This is a genomic window from Rhodococcus sp. 14-2470-1a, from assembly GCF_002259425.1.
Classification (GTDB): domain Bacteria; phylum Actinomycetota; class Actinomycetes; order Mycobacteriales; family Mycobacteriaceae; genus Rhodococcoides; species Rhodococcoides fascians_E.
Window position 1 is genome coordinate 79974 of sequence record NZ_NPFZ01000025.1, and the last position, 20410, is coordinate 100383.

At 65.8% G+C, this 20410-nt stretch carries 18 protein-coding genes; 12 read left to right on the top strand and 6 right to left on the bottom strand.

Translation table 11 applies throughout. The features are described 5' to 3' along the window. Positions 1-21 precede the first annotated feature (21 nt). The 8 genes from CH292_RS13860 (at position 22) to CH292_RS13895 (ending at position 8832) form a co-directional block, all read left to right on the top strand. A complete protein-coding gene (locus CH292_RS13860; RefSeq protein WP_094655026.1) occupies positions 22-1179 on the top strand; it encodes an HpcH/HpaI aldolase/citrate lyase family protein in 1158 nt (385 codons plus the stop codon). Next, positions 1176-3503 carry a phosphoribosyltransferase gene (locus CH292_RS13865; RefSeq protein ID WP_094655027.1) on the top strand — a complete coding sequence of 776 codons (2328 nt, stop codon included), beginning with the start codon at positions 1176-1178 and terminating at the stop codon, positions 3501-3503. The genes CH292_RS13860 and CH292_RS13865 overlap by 4 nt, the downstream gene beginning before the upstream one ends. Beyond that, on the top strand, positions 3500-4312 hold the full coding sequence (locus tag CH292_RS13870; protein ID WP_020110437.1) for a hypothetical protein: 813 nt from the start codon (positions 3500-3502) through the stop codon (positions 4310-4312). The genes CH292_RS13865 and CH292_RS13870 overlap by 4 nt, the downstream gene beginning before the upstream one ends. Positions 4313-4419: 107 nt before the next feature. Then, on the top strand, positions 4420-5874 hold the full coding sequence (locus tag CH292_RS13875; RefSeq protein ID WP_094655028.1) for a hypothetical protein: 1455 nt from the start codon (positions 4420-4422) through the stop codon (positions 5872-5874). After that, positions 5871-6632: an ESX secretion-associated protein EspG gene (locus tag CH292_RS13880; protein WP_094655029.1), complete on the top strand. Its 762-nt coding sequence runs from the start codon at positions 5871-5873 to the stop codon at positions 6630-6632. Before CH292_RS13875 ends, CH292_RS13880 begins: the two co-directional genes overlap by 4 nt. Before the next feature lie 72 nt (positions 6633-6704). Next, positions 6705-7304 carry a hypothetical protein gene (locus CH292_RS13885; RefSeq protein WP_256978127.1) on the top strand — a complete coding sequence of 200 codons (600 nt, stop codon included), beginning with the start codon at positions 6705-6707 and terminating at the stop codon, positions 7302-7304. Then, positions 7304-7528, top strand: coding sequence for a helix-turn-helix transcriptional regulator (locus tag CH292_RS13890; RefSeq protein ID WP_019665144.1), 225 nt, complete (start codon positions 7304-7306; stop codon positions 7526-7528). The genes CH292_RS13885 and CH292_RS13890 overlap by 1 nt, the downstream gene beginning before the upstream one ends. 68 nt (positions 7529-7596) lie before the next feature. Further along, the gene (locus CH292_RS13895; RefSeq protein ID WP_179277968.1) at positions 7597-8832 is read left to right on the top strand and encodes a TerD family protein; all 1236 of its coding nucleotides are present in this window, start codon (positions 7597-7599) and stop codon (positions 8830-8832) included. A gap of 132 nt (positions 8833-8964) precedes the next feature. Here CH292_RS13895 and CH292_RS13900 read toward each other — a convergent pair whose 3' ends face one another. The 3 genes from CH292_RS13900 to CH292_RS13910 all read right to left on the bottom strand — a co-directional run bounded on the left by CH292_RS13900 (position 8965) and on the right by CH292_RS13910 (position 13701). Further along, positions 8965-10563, bottom strand: coding sequence for a glycosyltransferase family 87 protein (locus tag CH292_RS13900; RefSeq protein ID WP_179277969.1), 1599 nt, complete (start codon positions 10561-10563; stop codon positions 8965-8967). A 10-nt stretch (positions 10564-10573) separates the two neighbouring features. Beyond that, a complete protein-coding gene (locus CH292_RS13905; RefSeq protein ID WP_373454681.1) occupies positions 10574-13078 on the bottom strand; it encodes a transglycosylase domain-containing protein in 2505 nt (834 codons plus the stop codon). Between the two features lie 191 nt (positions 13079-13269). Next, positions 13270-13701 (bottom strand): DUF5318 domain-containing protein, encoded by a 432-nt coding sequence (locus CH292_RS13910; RefSeq protein WP_026347800.1) that lies wholly within the window; start codon positions 13699-13701, stop codon positions 13270-13272. Between the two features lie 88 nt (positions 13702-13789). On the opposite strand from CH292_RS13910, the gene CH292_RS13915 reads away from it, so the two are divergent. From CH292_RS13915 to CH292_RS13930, 4 genes are all read left to right on the top strand, one after another. Further along, a complete protein-coding gene (locus CH292_RS13915; RefSeq protein WP_080738070.1) occupies positions 13790-14605 on the top strand; it encodes a DUF1707 domain-containing protein in 816 nt (271 codons plus the stop codon). 7 nt (positions 14606-14612) lie between these two features. Beyond that, complete coding sequence (locus CH292_RS13920) at positions 14613-15467, top strand: DUF1707 domain-containing protein (protein WP_019665138.1); 855 nt, start codon at positions 14613-14615, stop codon at positions 15465-15467. Positions 15468-15624: 157 nt separating this feature from the next. Beyond that, positions 15625-16206, top strand: a complete 582-nt coding sequence (locus CH292_RS13925; protein WP_019665137.1) for a PadR family transcriptional regulator — start codon at positions 15625-15627, stop codon at positions 16204-16206. Then, complete coding sequence (locus CH292_RS13930; RefSeq protein WP_019665136.1) at positions 16199-17296, top strand: inositol-3-phosphate synthase; 1098 nt, start codon at positions 16199-16201, stop codon at positions 17294-17296. The genes CH292_RS13925 and CH292_RS13930 overlap by 8 nt, the downstream gene beginning before the upstream one ends. Positions 17297-17451: 155 nt before the next feature. Here CH292_RS13930 and CH292_RS13935 read toward each other — a convergent pair whose 3' ends face one another. From CH292_RS13935 to CH292_RS13945, 3 genes are read right to left on the bottom strand one after another with little or no spacing between them, the layout of a single operon-like run. After that, on the bottom strand, positions 17452-18507 hold the full coding sequence (locus CH292_RS13935) for a PDR/VanB family oxidoreductase (protein ID WP_019665135.1): 1056 nt from the start codon (positions 18505-18507) through the stop codon (positions 17452-17454). After that, positions 18504-19382 (bottom strand): metal-dependent hydrolase, encoded by an 879-nt coding sequence (locus CH292_RS13940; RefSeq protein ID WP_094655031.1) that lies wholly within the window; start codon positions 19380-19382, stop codon positions 18504-18506. The genes CH292_RS13935 and CH292_RS13940 overlap by 4 nt, the downstream gene beginning before the upstream one ends. Further along, positions 19360-20277 (bottom strand): alpha/beta fold hydrolase, encoded by a 918-nt coding sequence (locus CH292_RS13945; RefSeq protein ID WP_051127723.1) that lies wholly within the window; start codon positions 20275-20277, stop codon positions 19360-19362. Before CH292_RS13945 ends, CH292_RS13940 begins: the two co-directional genes overlap by 23 nt. Positions 20278-20410 lie beyond the last annotated feature (133 nt).

Sequence of the window (20410 nt, forward strand, 5' to 3'; positions counted from 1 at the left end):
CACTACCCGCGAAGGATCTCGGTGCAACATTTCAGACATCTCGACGGGGCAGTCCTGGATCGACTGTTCCTGCACGCGCCGGAAAAGATAGACACCGCGGGCGATCTCGGCCTCGTCGCCGTCGGTCTCGGGGCAACCCTCTACATGCCCGCGACCCGCGCGGACCTGACCGAGACGTTGATCAAGCGCAGCGCAGAAGGCGTGTGCTCGCTCGTGATCGATCTCGAGGACGCGGTCGCCGATCACAACCTCGAAGAGGCGATCGACAACGCAGTCGCGACCCTCGACGCCCTAGCCGCCGACGACGTCCACGGCTCGCTCGTGTTCGTCCGCGCACGAACCTCGCAGCAGATCGAACGCATCTGCACCTCGCTCCGCACCGACGCGTCGGCATTGGCGGGGTTCGTGATTCCCAAGTTCACCGCCGCACGAGGAGGTGCGTTCCTCGACGAGGTCGCTCGCGGTTCCACCCGCCTCGGCCGACGCCTCTTCTCGATGCCGGTGTTGGAGTCACCTGAGGTGGTGTTCCGCGAAACGCGAGACACCGAGCTCGTCGCGATCCGCGCTCTGCTGCAGGATCATCGACAACAGATCCTCGCCGTGCGCATCGGGGCCACCGACATGTGCGGGATGTTCGGGATCCGTCGCGACCGAGACCTCACCATCTACGACGTGCGCGTCGTCGCCGACGTCGTCAGCGCCATCGTCAACCACCTGGGCCGGAGCAACGAATCCGGGTTCGTCATCACCGGACCGGTGTGGGAGTACTTCGCCGACCACGAACGCATGTTCCGGCCCATGCTTCGCCAGACACCGTTCGCCGAGCAGGAAGCCGTGCGCTTCCGCCACCAGCTCGTCAGCCATGACCTCGATGCGCTGCTTCGCGAGGTTGCCCTGGACCGCGCCAACGGAATTCAAGGAAAGACCGTCATCCATCCGTCGCACGTAGCGGCGGTGCACGCACTGTCGGCCGTCACCCACGAGGAGTACCACGACGCTCTCGACATCCTGGAATCCGACGCAGGCGGTGTGCGGGCGTCCGGATACGGAAACAAGATGAACGAGCTGGGCCCGCACCGCAATTGGGCGCACCAAACCCTACTGCGCGCCCGCGCGTTCGGGGTGACCAACGAGGGCATCACCTTCGTCGAACTACTGAAAGAGCTAGCAGAGCGATGACCGACCCGACCTCGGGAATACACCTGACCACCACGAGCACCTCGTCGGACTGGACCATCGAGGAGCTCGTCCGTCCGGGACTGCGGCGCAATCCCCGCCGCGCACATCTGCTGGTGTCGGAGGTACTCGGCAAGCACATTCCGGTCGATCCATCCGTCGTGACCGGTGCTGCCGACGCCTTGGGAGACCTGGTTCTCGAAGCAGTGGGCGGATCCGACGTCGACGTCCTCGGTTTCGCGGAAACCGCAACGGGACTCGGCCACTGTGTCGCCGCACGCCTGAACGCACACTGCTACCTGCACTCGACGCGGCGAGACGTCCCGGGAACCGGTGTGTACGCCGAGTTCCAGGAAGGCCACTCCCACGCCACCGATCACCAACTGTTACCCACCTCGCCGCGCGTTCTCGACCCACAGCTGCCACTCGTTCTCGTCGACGACGAGATATCCACCGGTAGAACAGCACTCGACGCTGTTCGAGCTCTCCACGCCGTGACGCCACGCACCCGGTACGTCATCGCCTCGCTCGTGGACATGCGCACCGACGAGCATCTCGCGGAATCCGCCGCAGCGGCCGAGGAATTGGGAGTCACCCTCGACTCGGTGAGCCTCGCCCAGGGCCGCGTCGCGCTGGCGGACAACCTGATCGAGTCCGTCGTCGCGTTGCCGGAACCGGCGTACAACCCCGTCGCCGACCACGCAGGCACCATCACGCGCGTCGACGCGCACTGGCCCGAGACCGTCCCGGACGGTGGCCGTCACGGTTTCCGTGCCGGTGACACCGCGTCGTTCGTCGCCGCGGCCGCCGAGGTCGCCGACGCCGTCGCGTCGGCACTCGAGCCCGGGCGGCCCGTCGTCGTACTCGGGCACGAGGAACTGATGTACCTGCCACTGAAAGTCGCAGCCGCACTGTCGGACCGTGGGCACCCGGCACTGTTCCAGACCACCACTCGGTCGCCGGCCTACGTACTCGACGAGCCGGGCTACCCCCTTCGCCGAGGGTTCGAGTTCCTCGCCCCGGAAGACGACGAGGCACAGGCCCGCTACGTCTACAACGCGTCGGGACCGGAGAACGCGCAGATCGTGCTGATCGTCGACGCACCCGCGGACACCGACCGTCTCTTCGCGTCCGGCGGCGTCGCCGACGTCGTGGCCGCATCCGGCTCCGACGTCCTGGTAGTCGTGGTCAGCGGCGCGGATCCACAGCGGCTCATCGTGTCTCGACGCGCGACACCTCTGACCGGACCGGACTTCGGGTCCTACGCACCGAACGAGGTGACGTGGCTGCTGAAGGACCTCTCCGACATCTCCCTGGAAGCAGACGTCGCCGAACGCGAGCGGAGAATCCAGGAAGGTACGGCCCACTACGCCGAATCGTTGCCCGTCGAGTACCAACCCGACGCCGCATATCGCGAGTTGTTCGAAGAAGTTCTGCACGACAGCGCATCTCGATTGGCTCTTGCCGTCGGCACCGTCACCGAGCTCGTACTCGCCGAACGGGGACACGACATCGTTCTCGCGTCGCTCGCACGCGCGGGCACACCGGTCGGCATCCTGATGCGTCGCTGGGCTCACGAGATGCACGGCATCGAGATCCCGCACTACGCCGTGTCGATCGTGCGCGATCGCGGAATCGACTCCGTGGCACTGAAGTACCTGGCCGACCACCATGACCCACGATCGGTCGTCTTCGTGGACGGCTGGACCGGCAAGGGCGCTATCGCACGCGAACTCTCGGCCGCACTGGCGGAATTCGACGGAGCCGACTTCGACGACGACCTCGCCGTCCTGGCCGACCCCGGCCACTGCGCGAGAACGTACGGCACCAGAGACGACTTCCTCATCGCGTCGGCCTGCCTCAACTCGACGGTGTCCGGCCTCGTCTCCCGCACCGTCCTCAACGCAGATCTCATCCGCGACGGCGACTTCCACGGAGCCAAGTACTACGCGGAACTCGCCGCCGACGACGTCTCCAACCATCTCCTCGACACCGTCTCCGCACGCTTCGCCGACGTGCGCGACGCCGCCACCGCGGAGGCCTCGGCGATCGGGAAGTCGGATCGGACGCCGACGTGGACCGGGTGGGCGTCGGTGGAGAAGGTGCGCGAGGAGTTCGGCATCTCGCACGTCAACTTCGTCAAGCCAGGAGTGGGAGAGACCACCCGGGTCCTGCTGAGGCGCGTTCCCTGGCGGGTGCTGGTACGTGATGCGAAAGCTCCCGAGCACAAACACATTCGGATGCTCGCCGAGGCGAGGGGGGTTCCCGTCGTCGAAGTTCCCGATCTCGCGTACTCCTGCATGGGACTGATCAAGGACGTCACGTGAGCACTGCCCTGATCTCGGTGGACCTGGATCGCACGATGATCTATTCGTCGGCAGCTCTGGGCTTTCCGCTGGACGCGTCGGTCACCTGCGTCGAGATGTACGACGGCGGGCCGTTGTCCTACATGAGCGTGCGCTCGACGGAACTACTGCAGAAACTGGCCTCCGAGGCAGTGGTCGTCCCGACGACGACGAGGACCGTCGAGCAGTTCGACAGGATCGATCTGCCCGGCGCACCGTGGCGATACGCCATCACCACCAACGGAGGCAACATCCTGGTCGACGGCGTGCCCGACGCCTCGTGGCGTGCCTCCTTCGACGACGTCGACCTACCGGCCGTCCAGCAGGAACTCGCGGCACGCGCCGACGGCGACTGGGTTCTCAAACGACGCACCGCCGACGACCTGTTCTGCTATCTCGTCGTGGAGCCCGACGCTGTGCCTGCCGGGTTCATGGACGACTGGTCGCAGTGGTGCGCCGCGCGTGGATGGAACGTGTCTCAACAGGGGCGCAAGATCTACTCGATGCCCGACGTGGTCAGCAAGAGCCGCGCCGTCGCCGAGGTCCACGCCCGCGCCGTCGACGACGGATCCCTGAGGCCGGAGTCCATCACCCTCGCCGCCGGTGACGGCGCACTCGACGCGGACATGTTGCTCGCCGCGGACCATGCCATTCGGCCCGCACACGGCGAACTCGAGGCACTGAACTTTCGTCCACCTGGCTTGACCGTCACCACCGCAACCGGCGGACGCGCGGGCGAGGAGATCCTCGACTGGTTTTTCGGGCGAATCGCGGAGCACAGGGAACCGTGAGCGTCTCCGGTGCGTCCAACTAGGCAAAGGGTTGCGTAGAAGCTGGTTGGACCACTACAGGGGGCAGTCATGGGGATGCACGCGAGCGGACCTGACCGGAGCGGGCGGTGAATCCGGAGCCGGCCACAGCGGAGGCGGTGGCAGCATCGGTGATCGGCCTCCCCGGCGGCATGGATCTCGCACTCAACGGTGGCTCCGACCGGGCGCGCGAGGCCGGGGCCGAGATCAGGGACAACGCCATGGCGCAGTTCGGGTACACCGCGGTGTACGAGGGCAGGCCCGTCGACGACGACCCGTTCGAGGTCATGTCGCACGAGGACATCTGGAGCAAAGCGCAGGCGCTTCAGGCCGAGCACATCGACGCCACGTCCGGCAACTGGCGAATTCTGGGCAACAACGCTGCAACCGACGCCGCCGCCTTCGCGTTGAAGGTGACCAACCAGGTCGGGACCAACTGGCAGGGCGCCGCGGCCGAGGCCGCCGGGCAGGGTGTCGATCGCTACGCGACCTCGGCAGGCGAATTGATGCTGGCCGCCGACGGTCTTTCCCAGAAGGTTCAAGCGACGTCGGCCGGGGTGAGTGCCACCCGCGCTGCTCTGCCCCCGCCCGTTCCGTACGGCACCGGCGAGAAGATCTTCGACGTCGGTTCCTGGCTCACCAGAACACTGCTGCCCGGTGACCTCAAGAGTTTCCAACACCTCCACGAAGAAGCGGAGGAGGCTGCTCGTACCGTGATGAAGAGTCAGTATGCGCCCGTCATTCGTGAAGCGGCCGTTCAGGTTCCGGTTCTTCCGCCCGCACTGAACCCGTTGAGCGGTTCCGAGGGGCTTACCTTTTCGTCCCCTGGCGCGTCTCGACCGGATTCCGATGGTTCCGGGTGGGGCGGTATGTCCGGAGGCAGTGCCGGTCCCGGCAGCGCGGGGACAACTACGGCGAACCCAGGCGGCGACGCTGCCGCAACGCCGCAGGCTCCCTCCACCGAGGCATCGAGCTGGGCGCCCGCAGAATCCGCTGCATCGCCTGCGGGCCAGACCAATTCGAGCCCCTACGGTGCCGGGCAGGGAAACGGTGGAGCACAGGGCACCGGAGCACCCTCCTCCACCAGCAGCGCAGCGGCGGGATCACCGGTCGGCGGAGCACTCGCCCCGGGCGGGTCCGGCGGGCGGCCGGGAGGTAGCGGCGCAGGCTCGCGGTTCGGTTCGGGGGGTTCCGGAGTTTCGGGTGGCTCCGGCGGCGTGCGCGGTGGCGGCGGCCTGGGTCCAGGCAGCCTGGGCGCAGGCGGTTTCGGCGGACCGGGAGGAGGTTCGTCGGTCGGCGGCCCGTCCGGGAGCGGACTGGGTGCGGCCGGGGGCGGCGGTGTCGCCGGGGCAGCCGGAGCGACGGCTGGACGTCCCGGCACCCCGGGAATGGGTATGGGCGGCATGGCCCCTGCGGCGGGCCGTGGAGGGGGAGGTGGCGACGACGATGTCCATCAGACACCCGGCTACCTGATCGACGCGGTGAACGGAGACGAACTGATCGGATCGCTTCCGCTCGTGGCACCCCCGGTGCTCGGAGAGTGACACTTCGGCATTGGACACTCGACGGTCTCGTGTTCAGGATGCTCCTCGAGCAATCCGGGCGAGACCGCCTGCCGTTCCCCGTTCAGCATCGTCCGATGGCCGACTCCGCTGCCGACTATCACCGCAGACGTCACGAGGCCACGACTGCCGCGCTCGAGATCCTGGACGAAGATCTTCGTTTCGCGATCCGGACGATCGTCGAGCCGGTTGTCCGGGTGGAACTCGTCGGGCACGTGAGGACCGGAGACACCGAGCACACGAAACTGCGCGCGCACGCGGCTGTGGGACACGACGTAGCCGTCGTTCTGACGCAGGCACCCGGCATCGACGACCGCTCCGGCGGCGACATCACTCTGGAGACGATGGAACCTTTCCGAGGTGTGCGTGCCGTCGTGGATGTGTTGCCGAACGTGGAGCGCGGCACCGGCCCGCGGATCGATGTAAGCCGGCCCGCCACCGAAGGCGACACGGAGAGATCACCCCTGCTGCAGAGTATGTCGCGCACGAGCAACGACGACCGCTACGAGCGTTTGTTCTCCCGTCCACCGTCCAGTGCAGGCGAGATCCTGGTGTGCGCCGGCCCGGCACCGGACAGCAGGCTGACCGAGGGAACGACCGGTGTGCAGTGGGTGGATTTCGCCGGCGACGGGCGCTACATGATCCGGCACACGTCGATCATCAGCGTGATTCCGGTGTCGGTGTCGGAGCTGGTAGCGGAGGTTCGGGGGCTCGTCGGGAAAGCCACGGCGGTTCGATGACCCGTTGACACCATAACGATTCTCGATACTATATCGATATTCGTTGTTATCGACTATCGATATGGAGTTGTCATGGGCTCGTCACTGGGATCGCGACGATCGAACCGGATAGTGATGGCAATCTATGCCCTGATCGCCGTCGGCTGGTCGGCGTGGAGGCTGTTCGAGTACGGGCTGTCGTCCTACGTTCGGGTCTCGGTCGAGCCCGTCGTCGACACTCCCGTCGTCGGCCTCTACGGCGGTGAGCTCCAGCCCGGCAACGTGGTCGAGTTGGCATTCGCCAAGTCCGACGTGCAACGCCTGATGGGAATGATCGATTTCTTCCGATACTCCGAGACAGTCGTCGGGCTGGTTCTGTTGCTGGTGGGGATGACATTCCTCTACCGATTCTGCGACCGAGTCATCGACGGCCGGGCCTTCGGGAAGGGTGCGACGGTCGACCTGACGGTGGTAGCCGGCGTCGTCGTGCTCTACCCGTTCCTCACCGGAATGCTGCGGCAGATGGGCACCAACTCCGTCCTGGGATCGCTCGAGCTGACCGATGTGCTGGACACCGCGGCCAGCTTCGACGGGGTCTGGATCGCGATTGCGGTCGCCGCATTCCTTCAATTCGTCTACGCAGCAATCCAACAGGGCACGAGGCTCGTCGAGGACACCGAGGGATTGGTCTGATGGGTGAGCCCACCGAACACCTGATCACCTGCCATCTCGGGGAGATACTCGATGCCCGCGGAATGACCTTGGCCGAGCTCTCCCGTGTCGCGGGCGTCAGCGTCGTGAACCTGTCGGTGCTGAAGAACGACCGAGCCAAAGCAATTCGGTTCAGCACACTGACGGCGGTGTGCCTCGCGCTCGGGTGCACGCCCGGCGACCTGTTCAGCGTCCGGACGCAGTAGCCCCATCCGGACAAATCCACCCAGTACATTGGTGTGCAGCATCCGCATCCGACCGAAGGACTTCTTTCATGTCTGCTCCCGGCCAACCCTTGGCAAAGGGTCAGAACGGCCCGATCACAGCAGCCGATGTTCTCGTCTCTGTGCAACTGTCCGCACCCGCCGACCTGTCCGCCCTACTGGTGACAGCGGACGGAAAGGTGCGAACCGACGCAGACTTCGTCTTCTTCAACCAGCCGACCGGACCTGGCGTTCGGCTGGTCTCCGGCCAAGGCGGGCAACCGGCACAGCTCGCCGTGTCGCTCGCGCAGATACCGGCGGACATCGAGCAGATTCGCGCGGTCATCACGCTCGAGGATGCATCGTCCAACTTCGGCCGGTCCGCACCCCCGGCTGCGTACGTGAGCGACGGTCAGGGAAATCCCCTCTACCACTACACCATCGACGGCCTGAGCAGCGAGTCCATCGTCATCGCAGTCGAGATCTACCGTCGTTCCGGAGCATGGAAGGTCCGTGCCGTCGGGCAGGGGTATGCCGGCGGGTTCGCAGCCCTGGTGACCGACCACGGCGTATCCGTCGACGACGCGCCGGCTGCCCCCGCAGCACCGACACCGCCTCCCGCCGCAACACCACCACCCGCTCCGGCGGCCGCGCCCGTGCCGCCACCACCGGCCGCGCCGGCAGGTCCACCCGAGGTCAACCTCACGAAAGCACGCCCCGTCAGCCTCAGCAAAGGCCAGAAGGTCACGCTGAAGAAGGACGGCGGAGTCGCGCTGACCATCATCCGCATGGGACTCGGCTGGGACCCCGTCCAGGCACCGAAGAAGACCAGCTTCTTCGGCGGGGGCGGCAAAGGCGGCAACGTCGACCTCGACGCGTCGGCCATCATGTTCGCCGGAAACAACGTCGCCGACGTCGTCTACTACGGTCAACTCCGCGCCAAGGACGGATCCATCCTGCACCAGGGTGACAACCTCACCGGCGAAGGAGAAGGCGACGACGAGGTAGTGAACGTCGACCTCACCCGCGTACCCCCGCAGGTCACGGCCATCGTCTTCACCGTGACCTCCTACCGAGGGCAGACCTTCGAGCAGATCCAGAACGCCTTCTGCCGGCTCGTCGACGACACCAACAACGCCGAACTCGCACGCTTCACCCTGCAAGGCGGCATGCCGTTCACCGGCCTCGTCATGGCCAAGGTCTACCGCGACGGCGGCAACTGGAAACTCCAGGCCATCGGCGAAGGCATCAACGCCAAACACGCCGGCGAAGCCGTCCCTCAACTCGGGCCCTACATCCGGCCCTGACAACCTCGCCCCGCCGCCGCCCGCATCCCGCCGGAGCGAACGTGCCGTTCAGTCACTCCAAGTGACCGAACGAACCGTTCGGTCCCCGGGTGGCCGGGTTGCACCGGACGCCCGTCGGAGCGAACGTGCCGTTCAGTCACTCCAAGTGACCGAATGAACCGTTCGGTCCCCGGGTGGCTGGGTTGCAGGGGTACCGGTGGAAACGCGGTGGACGTCGCGGGTGTGATCGAGGACGCCGCCGATGGGGTCGTCGGTGCCGTTGCGGCGGATGAGGTCTTCCTGGGGTCGGTAGATCTGCCGGACGACGAGTGCGCAGAGGCCGATGACGGCGATGTCGCGGAGAACGATTGCGGCGGTGAACCATTGCTCGGGCACGCCTTTGTTGCCGATGCCGAGGTAGTAGTACATCCGCGGGAACCAGATGAGGGCGTCGACGGCCATCCAGGCGAGGAGGAGTCGGCGGTGCGGTAGTGCGAGGACGGCGAGCGGTACGAGCCAGAGGGAGTACTGGGGGCTCCAGACTTTGTTGGTCAGGAGGAATCCCGCGACGACGAGAAAGCAGAGTTGCGCCAGCCTGGGGCGCATCGGGGCGTTGACTGCGATGTAGGCGATTGCGACGCAGACGATTGCGAAGAGTCCGAGGGTGACGGCGTTGAGTACCAACGGTTTGTCGCCGGGGTAGAGGGTGCCGTCGAAGCCTCCCCAGCCCGTGAAGGACGTGATGACGTTGTAGATCGAGTCGGGGTCGGCGCCGCGGGCGGAGTTGAGGCGGAAGAACTCGTACCATCCGCTCGGATAGAGCAGTGCGATGGGAAGATTGACGGCGAGCCAGGCGGCGACGGCCGCACAGGTGGCTTGTCCCCATTCCCTCATCTTGCCGGCGCGCCAACACAGTACGAGGAGCGGTCCGAGCAGCAGGAGAGGATACAGCTTGGCGGCGCCGCCGAGCCCCAGCAGAACACCTGCGAGGATCGGTCTCTTACGGCCCCAGGCGAGGAGGGCGCCGGCGGCGAAAGCGGTTGCGAGAGCGTCGAAATTGGTGAAGCCGTGTACCACGACGAGTGGTGACGCGGCAACGAGGGCGGCGTCCCATATTCTGCGTCCGGCGGATATGGCGGTGGCCCACACCGTCACCAGCCAGGCGATCGCCAAGCCGATGACGACGACGTTGAAGTAGACGGCGACCGGGAGCGCTTGCGGCAACCAGGACACCGAACTCCATGCCTCGGCCACGACCATCGACCCGTATTGGTACAGCCCGGACAGCACCGGGTACTCCATGTAGCGGATCTGGGTTGTGCCGTCGGCAGCTACTTCCTCCCAGGACTTCTTGTACGGGAAGGCGCCTTCGTCGAGACGTTCGGCTCCGAACAACGGCACGGTGTCGGAGTAGCACATTGCCACGTACTGACGGCTGCCGCTCCAGTCGAGCCCGAGCTCGCCGTCGGGACCGTTGGGGGCCTGTTGAATACAGCCTGCCTTCGCGAACCAGCCGAATGCGAGAAACACGACGGCGAGCAGCAACAGAACCCGCAGCGGGGTGAAGAAGCGTTGCCTGCCGATCAGCGCGTGCCGACCGGCGGGGCCTCCGATGGCGGCCGTGAGTTCGGCCGCCATCGGGTCCGACGTGGCGGGTAGATCCCGGGCGCTGTTCGAGCGAAGATCCGGCGCGAGCGGCCCCGGACTTGCAACCCTGCGTTCGACGGGGGTGCCGGGGTTGCTGTCGCTCACTCCGGACAGGTTACCGGCCCGGGGCCGGTTCGGGTTCCTGCGCTGGAGCCTCCGGTTCGGCAGGAGTCTCCGGCGTCGGAGCGGGCGCCAGTCCGGGTAGCGGGATGGTCACGCCGGGCAGGATTTCCACCTGCCGCGGGGTGATCACCACGGGCGGCGAGATCTCCGTCGGGATCGGCAGTGTGATGGGCGGAGGCTCGGACGTCGGCGCGACGGTCGTCGGCGCGGCCGGCGCCGAATACTGCGGCACGCCTGCCTGTCCCGCGATGGGCTCGGGCGTCGGGAACGTCTCGTTGGTCGTTCCTTCGAGGGTTCCGTCCATCGTGTCCTTCCAGATGTCCGACGGAATTCCGGAGCCGTAGATCGAGCCGCCGTAGCTGTTCTGCAGCGGCAGCCCCTGCTCGGTACCGACCCACACGGCGGTGGACAGCGACGGGGTGTAACCCACCATCCAGGCATCCTTGTTCTCGCCGGTGTCGCCGAGCTGCGCCGTGCCCGTCTTCGCTGCGGACTGTCGTCCACCGGCGAGGTTGTGCCCGTTCGAGTATCCGGCAATGGGACGCATCGCGGCGGTGACGTTGTCCGCCACTGCAGCGGGGACGACCTGCTGGCCGGGCTCGGCGCCTCGATCGAGGAGGACGGTGCCGTCGGCCGTCACGACGCGTTGCACGAAATGCGGTGCGTGGTAGACGCCCGATGCGGCGAGGGTGGCGTAGGCGGAAGCCATGTCGATGACGCGTGACTGGTACTGCCCGAGGACGATCCCGTTGTTGGGTCCGACGCCGTCGCCTTCGGTCAGCGTGGGTCCGACGCCTGGAATTTCCTCGGCGACACCCAGTTTGTGCGCCATGTCCGCGATGGACTGGGGGCCGTTGTCCATGGCGAGCTGCATGCGATAGAAGCTCGTGTTCAAGGATCGCTTGAGTGCCTCTGCGATGGTGCACGTTCCGCAGGACTCGCCCTCGACGTTGCCGATGGAGATGCCGTTGACCGTCAGCGGGGAGCTGTCGTACATCTGCGACAGCGGGATGCCTTGGTCGAGCGCCGCGGCGAGACCGAACACCTTGAAGGACGAGCCCGTCTGCAGACCGGACTGCGCGAAGTCGAATCCACGGCCGTCGGCGCCGCCGTAGTACGACTTGACCGCACCGGTTCTGGGATCGATGGACACCGATGCAGTGCGCAGGTCGCCCGGCTCTCCTTCGAGATTGCTGTTCACCGCGTCGATGGCGGCCGCTTGCGCGGCCGGGTCGATCGTCGTGGTGATCTGCAGGCCTTCGGTGTTCAGGTCCTGCTCACTGACTCCCGCGGCGGACAGTTCGCGGAGAACCTGCGCCTTGATCAGTCCGTTGGGGCCGCTGTCGGTGTCGTCGTTCGATGCAGCCGAGCTGGGGATCCATGGCGGATAGACCATGGCTGCGCGCTGAGCCTGATCGATGTTGCCCTGGCTGACCATGCCGTCGAGCACGTAGTTCCACCGCGACTGGGCACCCTCGGGATTGAACTCGGGGTCCAAGCCGGAGGGCTGCTGAATCGTCGCGGCGAGGACGGCACCTTCTTCGATCGTCAGCTGGTCGACCGGCTTGCCGAAGTACGCCGTCGACGCTGCCGCGATGCCGTACGCACCGCGACCGAAGTAGATCGTGTTCAAGTACGCGGCCAGGATGTCGTCCTTGGACCACTGGCGAGCCATCTTCGAGGAGATGACGAGCTCACGCATCTTTCGAGTCAGAGTGCGCTCGGATCCGACGAGTGCGTTCTTCACGTACTGCTGAGTGATGGTCGAGCCACCGCCGGCGCTGTCGCGGCCCAGTACGTTGTCGCGCAACGCGCGACCGAAGCCGGTGATCGAGAAGCCGGGGTTGGAGTAGAAGTCACGATCCTCCGCCGACAGCACGGCGTTGCGCACGTGCAGCGGGATCTGGTCGATCGTGACGTCGGTCCGGTTGCCTTCAGGTGGGACGACCCGGCCCAGCTCGGTGGTGCCGTCGGAGGCGAGAATCGTCGCCACCTGATTGGTCTTGATGTCGCCGGGACGAGGGACGTCCTCGACGGTGTACGCCACCATGAAGGTGAGGATCGGAACGATCAGACCCAACGCGACCAGCACGTACAAGGTCCGTCGAACTGTGCGCCACTTGGACTTCTTCTTCGTTTTCGCGGCGGAACCTCTCTCGGGCGGTTCGGGCGGTTCGTTGCCCGAAGAGCGTGGAACACCGTCGTCCGGAGGTCCGGTCGGCGGAAGATTGTTTGGTGGAACGGGAGGCGGCGGACCGGCGGCAGGGCGTCGGACATCCTGCCGGGCGTTCGGCAGCGGGGGACGGCCGGGAGGCGGGTTCTGCAGAGGGCGCCCTTGGGCGTCACGTGCCGGGGGGCGTGGATTCGGCGGAATCGGCCGACCCTGGGCGTCACGACGCAGGGGCGGGGGCCCGGCCGGTGGGCCGAGAGGACGGCCTTGCGCGTCGCGCCTGACACCGGGGGGAGGTCCTGCCGGACGACGCCCGGGGGGTGGCATCGGGGGACGTGGGCCCGGCGGACGACCGGAGGTGCCGGGAGGCACGTTCGGTGGGCGCCTGGACGGGTCACGATCCCCGGAGCTACCGCCGGGGGTGTTGTCGTAGGGGGAACTCACGTACAGAACTCCAGTGGTCTTGGGCGGGCACTACTCACATGGAAGACCGGGGTCGGTCAGCGCATGCGATTGTGTCACTCGCTCGCTGTTCGACGGCCAGGTCCGCGAGAATTGGACCGGGACCGTCGCGGTTGCTTGGGCGCGGGCACGGCGCCGAGGACATAGGACTGCACGAGGTGGTTCCAGCTGCAGGACCTGCAGACCTCCACCACGTGGACGGAGAATTCCTCCTGCGTCGCGGCGAGGCGTACCAGCTCGTCCGCGGTGCGAGCGGACCCGGACAGTGGGCCCAGTTTCTCGCCGAACACCCAGGAGACGTGGGTGAGCTGTTCCTTCCTGCAGATCGGGCAGACGACGTCGCTGCCGCGGCCGTGGAACTTGGCGGCCCGGAGCAGATAGGGATCGGCGTCGCACACGGCGCTCACTCCGGTCCTGCCCGAGTACACCTCGGCAAGCAGCGACCGTCGCTGAAGGGCGTAGTCCACCACCTGTCGCTGAAGTCGCACGAGAACCAGAGTACGTGCGGCCGCCGACGGGTGGGCGCCGGTGTCACCGCATCTGGGCAATTCGGGGACCCGAAACTATGCTCCACCTGTGCCGACGCGACTTCCGCCCTCCACCCGGGCGAGGGATACCGACCGAACTCAGGCATGCGCCACTCTCGACGAGGCCCGGGCCGACGGTCAATTGTCCGAGGAGGAGCACGCGGCGCGTATCGACCTGGCGATGGAAGCGGAGACGCTGGCGGATCTGCACTCGCTCATCGAGGACCTGCAGAACGAGACCGACCTTGCTCCCATGGCCGACCCGATCGAGCTGGTACATCCGGTTCGCACGGCGAGGTCGTCGCGCCTGGGGTTCTTCGCGGTCGCGATTCCGCTGGTGGCAGCGGCCGTCGCGATCACGTTCGGTGTCAGGTCGTGCGCTGCGGAGGGCGACCCCGTCGCCACCTACGGTGAGATGGGCTACCAGAACCCCGCCATCGTGGCGGATATCGCAGCCGCTCTGCAGGCTCGGACGGGCACCACCGTCGTGGACAGTCTCGGTCTGTACGAGTCCTACGCGATCCTCAGGATGCCCGCGCCCGGGGCGCCGCAGAAGCAGGTCACCTACGACTTCCGCGACGGCGTGCTCGAATTCGACGAGGACTGGTCGACGTCCAGGCGGGCGGATCAGCAGCAGATCGATCTCGCGACGGTCGACCTACCGAAGTTGGCTGCCGTCGTGGCCGGAGCTGCGGCGAGCCTGAATCTGTCGAGGATCGACAGCCTCAACATTCAGATGCGAGGTGAGTCCGACGGTCCCGAGGTGTTGATCAGCGCAGACAACACCGACGAGGAAAGCGGCACCATGTCGGTCGATCCGGCAGGCAACTTCTTGTACGTGACCCCGTTCCAGTTCGGGAAGTAGGACTCTCATGGCGGCGAAATACCGTTCCACCGCATTCCGCGCACGCGACATCGACCGCGCGCTCACCGCGTCGGCGCTCGACACGGCCTACGCCGACGGTCAGCTGTCCTTCGGCGAGCATCGTCTGCGCAGCGAACGGGCCCGCAACGCGGTGACCTTGGACGAACTGCACCGTCTGGTCAGCGATCTGCAACTCGACGTCGATCTCCCCGAACCCGTTGCCCGACGGTCCGCGCCGAAACCCCGCGTGTTTCTCGCTCTCGGATCCGTCGTGATCATCGCCGCCGGGTTGGCACTGTTCTTCGCGACCCGAGACTCCGAGGAGGAACCCGTTGTAGCGCAACAGGAGACGACGGTGTCACCACCCTCGCAACCGTCGATGCCCCTGCCGGCGGACGTGACGCCGATCGTCGCGCAGCCGTTCGTCTTCGACACCGCCGCGGGCCTCGAGGACTTCCGCAATCGGTACATCGAACGTTTCGGAACGACCGAGGTCCTGGAGTTGAGCATTCAGGTCGACGACGACAACCGCGCGGATGTGTACCGGGTCTCGGCAGACGGACGTCGGGAACGCGTCTTCGTCGCAGGCGGTTTCGAGGTGTATCGCACCACCGACCTGCTGGATCCGTCGGAGATTCCGTTCGATTGGACGCTCGTCGACTCAGGCGTCGTGGCCGGTCTGATCGCCGGAGCACCGGCGGCCGTGGGGGTTCCCGATGCAGTTGCCGACTGGGTGACCATCGACACCGACGACGGCGTTCCGCAGATTGCAGTGACGGCGTACGACGCCGACCGTCGCGGCGGCCGGATCGTGGCGGATCTCGCGGGCAACATCGTGCGCGTCTCGCCGTACTCCGGCTGACCCCTTCACCTGCGTCGGCAGGAATCTGCGCTTTAGATTAATGTCCTTACATTATGACTTGTATAGATGTATGTACATATATCGAGCCGATACATTTTGTGTATATGCTCGGGAACCGCATCAGGTGCACGACTACACGTCGAGGGGAGAGGTAGGCATGCTCGAGCTGGCAATTCTCGGTCTGCTACTTCAATCCCCGATGCACGGATACGAGCTGCGTAAACGACTGACCGGACTCCTCGGAGCATTCAGAGCGTTCTCCTACGGTTCGCTCTACCCGGCCCTGCGCCGCCTACAGGCGGATGGGCTGATCGCCGAGAACGACGGTCCGGACACACTCGTGAAGCGGCGAGCACGTCGGGTCTACGAGCTCACACCCAAGGGCAAGCAGAGATTCGCCGAGCTCGTTGCGGACACGGGACCGCAGAACTACACGGACGACGGTTTCGGCGTGCATCTCGCCTTCTTCAGCCGGACGCCGGCGGAAGCGCGGCTGCGCATCCTCGAAGGCAGACGTCGTCAAGTCGAGGAGCGCAGAGAAGGGCTCCGCGAAGCGGTGGATCGAGCCAGCGGGACGCTCGACCGCTACACCCGTCAGTTACATCAGCTCGGACTCGAATCCAGCGAACGAGAAGTCCGCTGGCTCAACGAAGTGATCGCTGCCGAGCAGGCGGGCCCGACCGCCACGCCCAACCCGAAAAGCGTTACGAACAAAGAAGGAGAACCCGAACATGGGTGAGAACAACAACACTTCGGACGGCAACGCCATCCGGGTAGCCATCGTGGGTGTGGGCAACTGCGCCGCGTCGCTCGTCCAAGGCGTCGAGTACTACAAGGACGCCGACGAGAACGTCACCGTTCCCGGCCTCATGCACGTCAAGTTCGGCAAGTACCACGTCCGCGACGTGGAATTCGTCGCCGCGTTCGACGTCGACGCCAAGAAGGTCGGATTCGACCTCTCCGACGCGATCTTCTCGAGCGAGAACAACACCATCAAGATCGCCGACGTACCGCCGAAGGACGTTCAGGTTCTGCGCGGACCGACCCTCGACGGGCTCGGAAAGTACTACCGCGAGACCATCACCGAGGCCGACGGCGAAGCGGTGGACGTCGCCCAGGCCCTCCGCGACGCCAAGGTCGACGTGCTCGTGTCCTACCTCCCCGTGGGATCGGAAGAGGCAGACAAGTTCTACGCACAAGCCGCTATCGATGCCGGTGTCGCGTTCGTCAACGCTCTGCCCGTGTTCATCGCCAGCGACCCCGTCTGGGCCCAGAAGTTCGTCGACGCAGGCGTTCCCATCGTCGGCGACGACATCAAGAGCCAGGTCGGTGCCACCATCACGCACCGCGTCATGGCAAAGCTGTTCGAGGATCGCGGTGTTCAGCTCGACCGCACCATGCAGCTCAACGTCGGCGGCAACATGGACTTCCTCAACATGCTCGAGCGCAGCCGCCTCGAGTCGAAGAAGATCTCCAAGACCCAGGCCGTCACGTCGAACCTGCAGCGCGAATTCAACACGAAGGACGTCCACATCGGGCCGAGCGACCACGTCGGCTGGCTCGACGACCGCAAGTGGGCGTACGTCCGCCTCGAAGGCCGCGCCTTCGGTGACGTGCCGTTGAACCTCGAGTACAAGCTCGAAGTATGGGACTCGCCCAACTCGGCCGGTGTCATCATCGACGCCGTCCGCGCCGCCAAGATCGCCCTCGACCGCGGCATCGGTGGACCGGTCATCCCGGCTTCGGCCTACCTGATGAAGAGCCCTCCCAAGCAGCTCGCCGACGACGTCGCGCGCCAGCAGCTCGAAGCGTTCATCATCGACGCCTAGCCCTCACATGAGTGGAGCGGAGCCTGACGGTCACTCCGCAGGCTCCGCTCCCGGGTGGCCTGCGAGTCACTCCGCAGGCTCCGCTCCCGGGTGGCCTGCGAGTCACTCCGCAGGCTCCACTCCCGGTGGCCTGCAGGTCACTCGGCAGGCTCCGCTCACAAGGCGAGGGTCACTTCGTCCCCGTCGGTGCGCTCGGTGCAGATCAGCATTCCGTCGGGCGCGTGCGTTGCAGGGACTCGGCAGGTACCGCAGAAGCCCTGACGACAGGAGTACGCGACGTCGGGGCGCAACGGCATGACCGCGTCCAGGATCGACCTGTCCGCCGGGACCGTCACCCGTTCGCCGGTACTGGCGAGGACCACCTGGAATTCGACGCCGTTCACAATCGGTGGTGCCGAGAACCTTTCGAAGTGAAATTCCGACTCCGGGTCGACTCCGCGTTGCAGTGTGCCGATCATCGGCATCGGTCCGCACGCGTAGATCGCCGCTCCCGGCTGCGATCCTTCCAGCAACATCTCCGACGTCGGGATTCCGTCGACATCGTCGGTTCGAAGCGTCACCGAGCCGCCGAACTCGTCGAGTTCACCCAGGAACGGCAACGACTCTCGGCTTCTGCCGGTGTAGACCATCGACCAGTCGAGTCCCAGTCGGTGCGCCAGCCTCATCATCGGGAGAATCGGCGTGATCCCGATCCCGCCCGCGACGAAATGTAGACTGTCCGCGGGTGATCCGAAACCGGGAACTGCGAAGGCGAACGCGTTTCGCGGACCTCGGACGGTCAAACTGCTGCCGACCTCCAGGTCGTGCATCTCGATCGATCCGCCGCCGCCGTCCGGAATGCGCCGCACTGCAATGCGATAGCGGGTGCTGTCCGCGGGATCCCCGCACAGAGAGTACTGACGCAGCCTCCCCGAGGGCATCTCGACGTCGATGTGCGCTCCTGCGCGCCAGGACGGTAGCTCGCCGCCGTGCGCCGCCGACAGAACGAAGCTCACGACGTTCTCGTCGAACGCCTCGATGCGACGCTCGGAAACGACTACCTCGAGTCGCCGATCGTCCGTCGCGCCCACGAACTCCTTGCGATGCAGTAGACGCATCGTGCCCATGTGCGCGTTCATGACCCGTTCCAGCACTCGGAGGAGCGGGTCCCGTTCGTGACGACCGTAGAGGTCACCGGGCATCGTGGTCGGTACAGGTAGCTGGAGGTTCACGGCAGTGCCGATCGGGCAGCGGGGGACTTCGCCAGATAGGCGACGGCTTGGGCGGTGTCGCCCTCGTCCTCCGGGGTGTACGACGGTTTCAGATACCGTGCAACGCCTTTCGTCATCTGGGCGAGCGACGGGAGTGATCCTCTGCGCATCGCACCCAACCATTGCAGCCACAGGACGAGGTAACCCCGGTCGGTCAGCGTCGGATCCTGGCGGACGATGAATCGCGTGCCGCGCAGCATCAGTACGATGAAGCCGATAAAGGCGATGAGCATCGAGAAGTTTCGCCGGAAGTACCCGACGCCGAAATACGTTGCCACGTCGTGGGCGACGTTGCGGTGCTCCACTTCCTCGGCACCGTGCCAGCGATAGAGATCCACCATCGCGGGGTCGCCGTCGAAGTCGTCCCATCTCGAGTTCAGCGCGTAGTCACCGAGAAAAGCCGTCAGGTGCTCGATCGCGCCGATCATCGCGATTCGTCCGACCAGCTGCTGCTTCTGGGCTCTCGCCGACAGCGCCGGCCGAGGCCCGAGCACCTTGCGCATCAAATATTCGGAGTGCGACGTGAACGGCCTCGGATCGACGCCGTGTGCGTCGAGGTAGTCGTACAACACCACATTGTGCGTCTCGGCGTGCATGGCTTCCTGCCCGATGAAGCCGAGGACGTCCTCGCGCAGTTTCGCGTCGGCGATCAGGGGGAGAGCTTCGGTGTAGGTGGCGCAGAACCACCGCTCCCCCTCGGGGAGTAGCAGATTCAACGCGCTGAGACTGTGCGAGGCGATGGGCTCTTTCGGCATCCAATGCAACGGAGTATCCGACCAGTCGAAGGCGACGTTACGTGCCTGCAAGGACACTTCACCGGGGTCGTGATCGTTCACGATCGATCCTTTCCACGAACTTCGTTGTTTCGGCGGCGACGAGAGCCGGGTTCTTCAGGGGGAGCCAGTGCCCGGAGCGCACATCGGTGCGGCTGACCCGTGACACCCACCGCTCGATGCCGTCGAACGATGCGGGTCTGATGGCAGGGTCCCGTCGCGTGACCAGCAAGTGGACCGGAACGTGTGTGTACCGCTCCGTCGGCCTCAGGACCTTCTGAAGGACGTTGGCGCGGTAGATGCGCAACCCGTCGACCATGTCGCGGTTCAGGGTCGGCGCGACATGGAGATTTCGCTTGTCCACGCGTTCGACGATGCGCAGGAGCAACGACCAGATCCAGCGCCTACCGAAGATGCGGAAGAAAGTCCGAGACAGCGGCCCCGACATGAAGAACAGCGTGTACGCACCCGAGACCAGCTGAGTGAGTTTCTGCCACAGCGCTTTCGGGCTCGTCGGTGTGGACTGCAGCCACATTCCCATATGGTCGAGGCTCGGGCCCGAGATCGAGGTGAACGACGCGATTCTGGTGTCGGCACCCGGCTCGCAAATTGCCTCCCACACCTGAACCGATCCCCAGTCGTGAGCGAGAACGTGCACCGGTATCGACCCCGCCACTGCGTCGACGACGGCCATGAAATCCGCGGCCAACTGTTCGAGCGTCATCTCCGTGACGGTGCCGTCACCGAAGGACTCGCCGTGACCACGCGTGTCGTACGTGACGACGTGGAACTTGTCGGTCAGCAACGGGACCACCGCGTCCCACAGGTGATGGGTGTCCGGCCAGCCGTGCACCAGCACCAGCACCGGGCCGTCGAAGTTGCCGAACTCCTGCACGTAGAGCCCCGCACCGTCGACACGCACGGTGCGTGTTCGGTCGCGCGCCTTCTCGATGGTCATGCCCACTCCCCGCTTGTTCCCGTCGATCCGCCCCGTACCGATAGTACGTTTAACGTTACCGCCGGTACGCCATTGCTGTGAACTCTCCACAATCTCCGCGGAGGTGTCAAGACACGACCGCCTCCACCTGGGG

Coding starts and splice junctions, on each gene's coding strand:
- CH292_RS13865 (WP_094655027.1), top strand. CDS start 1,176: ATGACCGACCCGACCTCGGGAATACACCTGACCACCACGAGCACCTCG.
- CH292_RS13885 (WP_256978127.1), top strand. CDS start 6,705: ATGGGCTCGTCACTGGGATCGCGACGATCGAACCGGATAGTGATGGCA.
- CH292_RS13890 (WP_019665144.1), top strand. CDS start 7,304: ATGGGTGAGCCCACCGAACACCTGATCACCTGCCATCTCGGGGAGATA.
- CH292_RS13895 (WP_179277968.1), top strand. CDS start 7,597: ATGTCTGCTCCCGGCCAACCCTTGGCAAAGGGTCAGAACGGCCCGATC.
- CH292_RS13905 (WP_373454681.1), bottom strand. CDS start 13,078: ATGCCACCCCCCGGGCGTCGTCCGGCAGGACCTCCCCCCGGTGTCAGG.
- CH292_RS13920 (WP_019665138.1), top strand. CDS start 14,613: ATGGCGGCGAAATACCGTTCCACCGCATTCCGCGCACGCGACATCGAC.
- CH292_RS13925 (WP_019665137.1), top strand. CDS start 15,625: ATGCTCGAGCTGGCAATTCTCGGTCTGCTACTTCAATCCCCGATGCAC.
- CH292_RS13930 (WP_019665136.1), top strand. CDS start 16,199: ATGGGTGAGAACAACAACACTTCGGACGGCAACGCCATCCGGGTAGCC.
- CH292_RS13945 (WP_051127723.1), bottom strand. CDS start 20,277: ATGACCATCGAGAAGGCGCGCGACCGAACACGCACCGTGCGTGTCGAC.